A 6,947-nucleotide genomic window follows, 5' to 3' on the forward strand; every position below is an offset into this window, starting at 1 on the left:
GTAGAGAATAAACTTTCCACAACCCTGACGCAAGTCAAACCGATCAGGGCAAACCCTAGCGGAGACAATTTGATGCCCCTGTTCGATACCCACCGTGCCCTCCTGGAGGGAGTCCTCGACGCCCTGGCCACACGCGGCCACTGGACGCCCTTCCCCGAATCGCCCTCGCCCAAGGTCTATGGTGAAACCGGCCAGGCCGATGGCCAGGCGGCCGTGAATGCCCTGCTGGGCAAGGACTTTGCGCTGCAGCAGCCCGGCGAGCAAGACCGTCTGGCCACCGAGCGCTCGCCCTACGGCGTGGCGCTGGACGTGCGCTACCCCGATTGCGACGTGCACGCCCTAGTGGCTGCGGCCCAGGCGGCCGAACCCGCGTGGCAGGCACTGGGCGCGCAGGGCCGCACGGGCGTGCTGCTGGAGGCGCTCATGCGCATCCACCGCCGCAGCCACGAGATCGCGCACGCCGTGATGCTGACCACCGGCCAGGGCCCAATGATGGCCTTCCAGGCCGGTGGTCCGCATGCACAGGACCGCGCGCTCGAAGCCATCGCCTACGCCTGGAAGGCCATGGCCGATGTGCCCGGCCAGGCGCTGTGGGACAAGCCCCAGGGCAAGAACCCCGCGCTGGTGATGCAAAAGCACTACGAGATCGTGGGCCGCGGCATCGCGCTGGTGGTGGGCTGCGCCACCTTCCCCACCTGGAACACCTACCCCGGCCTGTTCGCCGCACTGGCCACGGGCAACCCGGTCATCGTCAAGCCACACCCCAACGCCGTGCTGCCGGCCGCGATCTCGGTGAACATCCTGCGCGAGGTGCTGGCCGAGCAGGGGCTGGACCCGAACACCGTGACCCTGGCGCTGAGCCCCCGCGCCGAAGACACCCAGGCCCTGGCCACGCACAGCGCGGTGGCCAGCATCGACTTCACGGGCAGCAACCAGTTCGGCCACTGGCTGATCGACAACGCCCGCCAGGCGCGCGTGTACGCCGAGATGGCCGGTGTGAACACCGTCATCATCGAATCCACCGACCAGTACGCGGCCCTGCTGCGCAACATGGCGTTCACCCTGTCGCTGTACAGCGGCCAGATGTGCACCACCACGCAGAACCTCCTGGTGCCGCGCGGCGGCATCGCCACCGACGAAGGGCACAAGAGCTTCGAGCAGGTGGGCGCGGACCTGGCGGCCGCGGTGACCGAGCTGGCCTCCAACCCGCGCGTGGCCACCTCGGTGCTGGGCGCCGTGGGCTCGCCCGATACCCTCGCCCGCATGCAGCAAGCCGCTGGCCAGGGCCGCCTGGTGCTGGCCTCGCGCGCCCTGCCCCACCCCGAATTCGCGAACGCGCAGATCCACACGCCGGTGATCGTGGCGCTGGAGCAGGCCGACAGCGCCATCTACGGCGAGGAATGCTTCGGCCCCGTGTCCTACCTGGTGGCCACTGATTCGGGCGCCGCCAGCCTGCAGGTGGCCGAGGCCACGCTGCGCGCGCACGGCGCGCTGACGCTGGGCGTGTACTCCACCGACCGCGCCTACATCGACGCCGCCATCGCCCTGGGCCGGCGCACGCGCGTGGCCCTGTCCATCAACCTCACGCAGGGGGTGTTCGTGAACCAGTCGGCCTCGTTCTCGGACTACCACGCCACGGGCGGCAACCCGGCCGCCAACGCCAGCTACACCAACCTGGCCTTCGTGGCGGACCGCTTCGTGATCGTGCAGCGGCGCGAGCATGTGAGCGCCCCAAACTAGTCCAACGCGCAGCAGGCAAGAGGACGCAAGCACAGGTGCTGCGCTTGCACGCTTTCTGCGCGAGGAGGATAATTCTCTTCTATGAAAATTCTCACCAACGTGATCAAGGCATCGTTCGCCACCTAGTTGCGCCCCTCGATCGCGTATCGGAGGGCTGCGCGCCTTCCGGTCCCCAAAACCCCGGCAGGCTTCCCCTCCGGGGTTTTTTGTTTTTCGCACCACGGACCAACCCATGCGTACCTACGACAAGTTGATTGCCACGATTCCCGACCGCCGGAGCATGAGCCCCGTGCGCCCGGGCTCCGGCGACAGCACACATCCCAGACGCTAGCGACCAGGCGAATCCTTCACGCCTGGGCTGGCGCAAAGCCAACCAGGCGGCAGCTGCTCGCAGAGCCGAGTGCAGCCGCAAAAAGAAAGATTCGCCATGACCAAGACTTCTTCTTCCTCTCGCAACAACGCCCCTCGGCAACTGCGCAACCTCGGTGTTATCGCCCACGTCGACGCGGGCAAGACCACGACCACCGAACGCATCCTGTTCTACACCGGCGAAAGCCACCGCATCGGCGAAGTGCACGACGGCACCGCCCAGATGGACTTCGACCCGCAGGAGCAGCAGCGCGGCATCACCATCAACAGCGCGGCCGTCACCGTGCACTGGAAGGACACGCAGCTCAACCTGATCGACACACCCGGCCACATCGACTTCAACATCGAGGTGAACCGCTCGCTGCGTGTGCTCGACGGGGCCGTGGTCGTGTTCGACGGCGTGGCCGGCGTGGAGCCGCAGACCGAGACCAACTGGCGCCTGGCCGACAAGTACCGCGTGCCCCGCATCGCCTTCATCAACAAGCTCGACCGCGTGGGCGCCGACTTCCACCGCGTGGTGGCCATGATGGAGGAGCGCCTGGGCGTGCGCGTGGTGCCGCTACAGATCCCCATTGGCGCGGAAGTCGACTTCCGTGGCGTGGTGGACCTGCTGAGTCTGCGCGCCCACATCTGGGACAAGGACGACGCGAGCGCCCCCTACCGTGAAGCCGACGTGCCCACCGACCTGCTTGAGCAAGCGGTGCGCAGCCGCGCCCGCCTGGTCGAGGCCGCCGTGGAGCAGGACGAAGCCGCGCTGCAGGCCTACGTGAACGGCGAAGAGATCGCTGTGGACATGCTGCGCGCCGCCATCCGCAAGGGTGTGCTGGCAGGCGCCTTCGTGCCTGCGCTGGCTGGCTCGGCCTTCAAGAACCGGGGTGTGGAGCCTTTGCTCGACGCCGTGGTGGACTACCTGCCCTCGCCGGACGACATCGTGCGCGAAGGCAGCGACAGGCCGGCCACGGCCGCCGATCCGTTCGCGGCCCTGGCGTTCAAGGTCGTCACCGACGACCATGGCGCCAAGGTGTTCGTGCGCGTGTACAGCGGCCGGCTGGGCCGGGGCGACGTGGTGCTCAACACCAGCACGGGCAAGACCGAGCGCGTGTCGCGCCTGTACGAAGTGCATGCCGACCAGCACATCGAGCACGACGAGCTGGTGGCAGGCGACATCGCCGCCGTCGTGGGCCTCAAGGACACGCTGACGGGCCACACCCTGAGCGACCCGGGCCACCCCGTGGTGCTGGAGCAGATCAGCGTGCCCGAGCCGGTGATCCACGTGGCCATCGAGCCCAAGGCGAGCGCGGACCAGCAAGGCCTGTCCAAGGCCCTGCAGTCGCTGCTGCGCGAGGACCCGAGCCTGCGCCTGCAGCACGACGCCGAATCCGGCCAGACCATTCTGTCCGGCATGGGCGAGCTGCAGCTCGAAGTTTCGATCGAGAAGCTGCGCGCACGCCACGGCGTCAACGTGTCGGTCGGCCGCCCCCAGGTGGCCTACCGCGAAACCATTTCACGGAGTGTGGAGGTCCACCATGTGCACAAGAAGCAGTCGGGCGGCCCTGGCCAGTTTGCCGAGGTGAAGCTGCGGCTCGAGCCCCTGCCCCGGGGCGAAGGCATCCGCTTTGAAAGCCGCATCGTCGGCGGCGCCGTGCCGCGCGAGTTCATCCCAGCGGTGGAGGCCGGCATCCGCCGCGCCGCCCTGGCAGGCGTGGTCGCCGGCTTCCCGGCCGTGGACTTCGCGGCCACGCTGGTGGATGGCAGCTTCCATGAGCGCGACTCGTCCACGCTGGCCTTCGAGCTGGCGGCCATGGCCGCCTTCCGCGAAGGCTTTGCCAAGGCAGCGCCCCAAGTGCTGGAGCCCGTGATGGCCGTCGAGGTCATCACCCCGGCCGAGTACCTGGGCGACAGCATCGGCGACCTGAACCGCCGCCGTGGCATCGTGCGCGGCCAAGGCCAACGCGGCACCGCCGCCACGGTCGAGGCCGAGGTGCCGCTGAAAGAGATGTTCGGCTACATCGGTAGTTTGCGCGCTCTGTCGTCAGGCCGCGCGCAGTATTCGATGCAGCTGGACCACTATGGGGTGGTCCCCGCAGGAGAAATGGCTGCTTTGGTGCCGTGATGAGGCGCGCTGGGCCGGATTGACTGGCCTGGTCGTCCAAAACAGGAGGGGCGCGGACGGAAGTCTGCGCCCCTTTTTCCTTCTCTTTGCCGATGTCCGTTGCTCGAGTATTCGCCGCAGTCAAAGACGGACTTGCAGCGATTCCCGTCGGTGGTGTGCGCTCCGTCAATTCACGGTGACGACCGCAGTGCAGTCGTTGAAAGCCCTCGACACATGCCCAGCGCGATGACCGGTCGCCGGCAATGGCATGCAGAGTCGACGGTGACAGTGGTCATGACGGGCTCAGAGCATGGTTGTTGAGACAACTTGAGCGTGAGCCCATGTCTCTGCACGCTGGCAACAAGGGGAGGTCAACGCGGCATGCATGCCGGTCAGGTATTGGAAATCGGCGGCGCAATCAACTTGCATCAGCGCGGTCAATCCCGTACGCTGCCCCGACGTCCACATGCAACGCCCGAGCCCATGCGGGCCGCCGGACCGGCCTTCCGGACGTGCAAAGGAGTCCAACCATGCCAAGCCGATCGAACGGCCTCGCGGCCGAAATGAAAGCTGTGCGAACGTTGGCGCTCGTGGGCGCCGCGGCCGCCGGCAAGACCTCGCTGGCCGAGGCCTTGCTGTACAAGGCGGGCGCCATCGGCGCTTGCGGCAGCATCGAGCGCGGCAGCACCGTCAGCGACCACGACCCGCTCGAGCGCCGCATGCTGCATTCGCTCAACGCATCGGTGATGCACCTCACGCATGCCGGCACGCGCATCCACTTGATCGACACGCCCGGCGGCCCCGACCTCCTCGGCCAGAGCCTGCCGGCGCTGGAGGCGGTCGAGACGGTGGCGGTGGTCATCAATGCCGCCACCGGCATCGAGCCGATGGCGGTGCGCATGATGGAATACGCCGCCTCGCGCCGCCTCGCCCGCATGATCATCGTCAACAAGATCGACGCGCAGGGCATCTCGCTGGCGGGCCTGCTGGCCGAGATCCAGGCGACCTTCGGCCGCGAATGCCTGCCGCTGAACCTGCCCGACGGGGTCAACCGGCAGGTGATCGACTGCTTCTTCAATCGCTTCGGACGCTCCGACTTCGGCCCCGTCGAAGCGGCGCACCGCGCGCTGGTGGAACAGGTGGTCGAGGTCGACGCGGCCTTCGTCGACCGCTACCTCGAGGAGGGCGACGTGGATCCGGCCGAGCTGCACGCGCCGCTCGAACAGGCGCTGCGCGAAGGCCACCTGATCCCGGTGTGTTTCGTCTCGTCGCGCAGCGGCGCCGGCGTGGCCGAGTTGCTGGACGTGATCGTCAAGCTCCTGCCCGACCCGACCGAAGCCAACCCGCCGAGCTTCATCGTTGGCGAGGGCGCAGAGACCCTGCCCATGAAGGCCAAGCCTGACCCAACGCTGCACGTGCTGGCGCATGTGTTCAAGGTCACGATCGACCCCTTTGTCGGCAAGATGGGCATCTTCCGCGTGCACCAGGGCACGGTCACGCGCGACAGCCAGCTCTACATCGGCGACGGCCGCAAGCCCTTCAAGGTGGGGCACCTGTTCATGCTCCAGGGCAAGGACCATGTCGAGGTGTCGCACGCGGCGCCGGGCGACATCGTGGCGGTGGCCAAGGTCGAGGAGATCCATTTCGATGCCGTGCTGCACGATGCGGCGCAAGACAGCCATGTGCATCTTGCACCGCTGCCGTTCCCGGTGCCGGTGTACGGCCTGGCCGTGGAGCCCAAGCGGCATGGCGACGAGCAGCGCGCCTGGGAAATCCTCGGCAAGCTCGTGGCCGAGGACCCGTGCCTGCGCATCGAGCATGTGGCCGCGACCAACGAGACGGTGCTCTACGGGCTGGGCGAGCTGCACCTGCGCATCGTGCTCGAACGCCTGCGCGAGGTTTACCGCTTCGAGGTCCAGACGCGACCACCGCGCATCGCCTACCGCGAGACCGTGACCGCGCCGGCCGAGGGCCACTACCGCCACAAGAAGCAGAGCGGCGGTGCCGGCCAGTTCGCCGAAGTCTTCCTGCGCATCGAGCCGCTCGCGCGCGGCGCGGGCTTCGAGTTCGCCGACGAAGTCAGGGGCGGCGCGATCCCGGGCCAGTTCATCCCCGCGGTCGAGAAAGGCGTGCGCGAGGTTTTGGCGTACGGTGCGATCGCCGGCTACCCAGTGGTCGATGTGCGCGTCGTGGTGTACGACGGCAAGCACCACAGCGTGGACAGCAAGGACATCGCCTTCGCGACCGCCGGTCGCAAGGCCTTCATGGCGGCGATTCGCGAGGCCCGGCCGGCTGTGCTCGAGCCGATCGTCCAGATCGAGATCGCCGTGCCCGAGCATTCCGTGGGCGACGTCACGAGCGACCTGTCGTTGCGGCGCGGCCTGGTCACCGGCACGTCGGGCCTGGGGGCCGGCATCGTGGCCATCGGCGGTCAGGTGCCAGAGGCCGAGCTGGCCGACTACCAGTCGCGGCTCAATGCAATGACCAGTGGCCAGGGCCGCTACACCATCGCGTTGTCGCACTACGAGGCCGTGCCGCCAGCCGTCCAACAGACGCTGATGGGGCAGTACCGGGTGCGCGAAGACGACTAGGAAAAACGCAGCGCCCATGCTTAGCTTGCACGCGCGCGGTCGAGCAATCGACTTGGGCTTACCGTGAAATCCAAATGCGCCCTCGCCCGGCGATTGCGATCACCCTAATTCTTGTGGCAAATGTCCGATACGCAGCGGAGGACTAAACCGCTCGC

3 protein-coding genes are annotated in these 6,947 nt (G+C 67.6%); all 3 read left to right on the top strand.

The annotated features are described in order from the left end of the window. Positions 1 to 72 precede the first annotated feature (72 nt). The 3 genes from paaN to fusA (DBV10_RS13665) all read left to right on the top strand — a co-directional run bounded on the left by paaN (position 73) and on the right by fusA (DBV10_RS13665) (position 6,792). On the top strand, positions 73 to 1,740 hold the full coding sequence (paaN, locus tag DBV10_RS13655) for a phenylacetic acid degradation protein PaaN (RefSeq protein WP_124514171.1): 1,668 nt from the start codon (positions 73 to 75) through the stop codon (positions 1,738 to 1,740). Positions 1,741 to 2,167: 427 nt separating this feature from the next. Beyond that, positions 2,168 to 4,222 (top strand): elongation factor G, encoded by a 2,055-nt coding sequence (gene fusA / locus DBV10_RS13660; protein WP_124514172.1) that lies wholly within the window; start codon positions 2,168 to 2,170, stop codon positions 4,220 to 4,222. 509 nt (positions 4,223 to 4,731) lie between these two features. Beyond that, entirely contained in the window at positions 4,732 to 6,792 is a 2,061-nt protein-coding gene (gene fusA, locus DBV10_RS13665) for an elongation factor G (RefSeq protein ID WP_124514173.1), read from the top strand. Positions 6,793 to 6,947: the final 155 nt, after the last annotated feature.

Origin of the sequence: Acidovorax sp. FJL06, assembly GCF_003852545.1 — a bacterium.
Lineage (GTDB): Bacteria > Pseudomonadota > Gammaproteobacteria > Burkholderiales > Burkholderiaceae_C > Acidovorax.

Excerpts from the sequence above, each read along its gene's own strand:
- paaN (WP_124514171.1), top strand. The coding sequence starts at position 73 with ATGCCCCTGTTCGATACCCACCGTGCCCTCCTGGAGGGAGTCCTCGAC.
- fusA (WP_124514173.1), top strand. The coding sequence starts at position 4,732 with ATGCCAAGCCGATCGAACGGCCTCGCGGCCGAAATGAAAGCTGTGCGA.
- fusA (WP_124514172.1), top strand. The coding sequence starts at position 2,168 with ATGACCAAGACTTCTTCTTCCTCTCGCAACAACGCCCCTCGGCAACTG.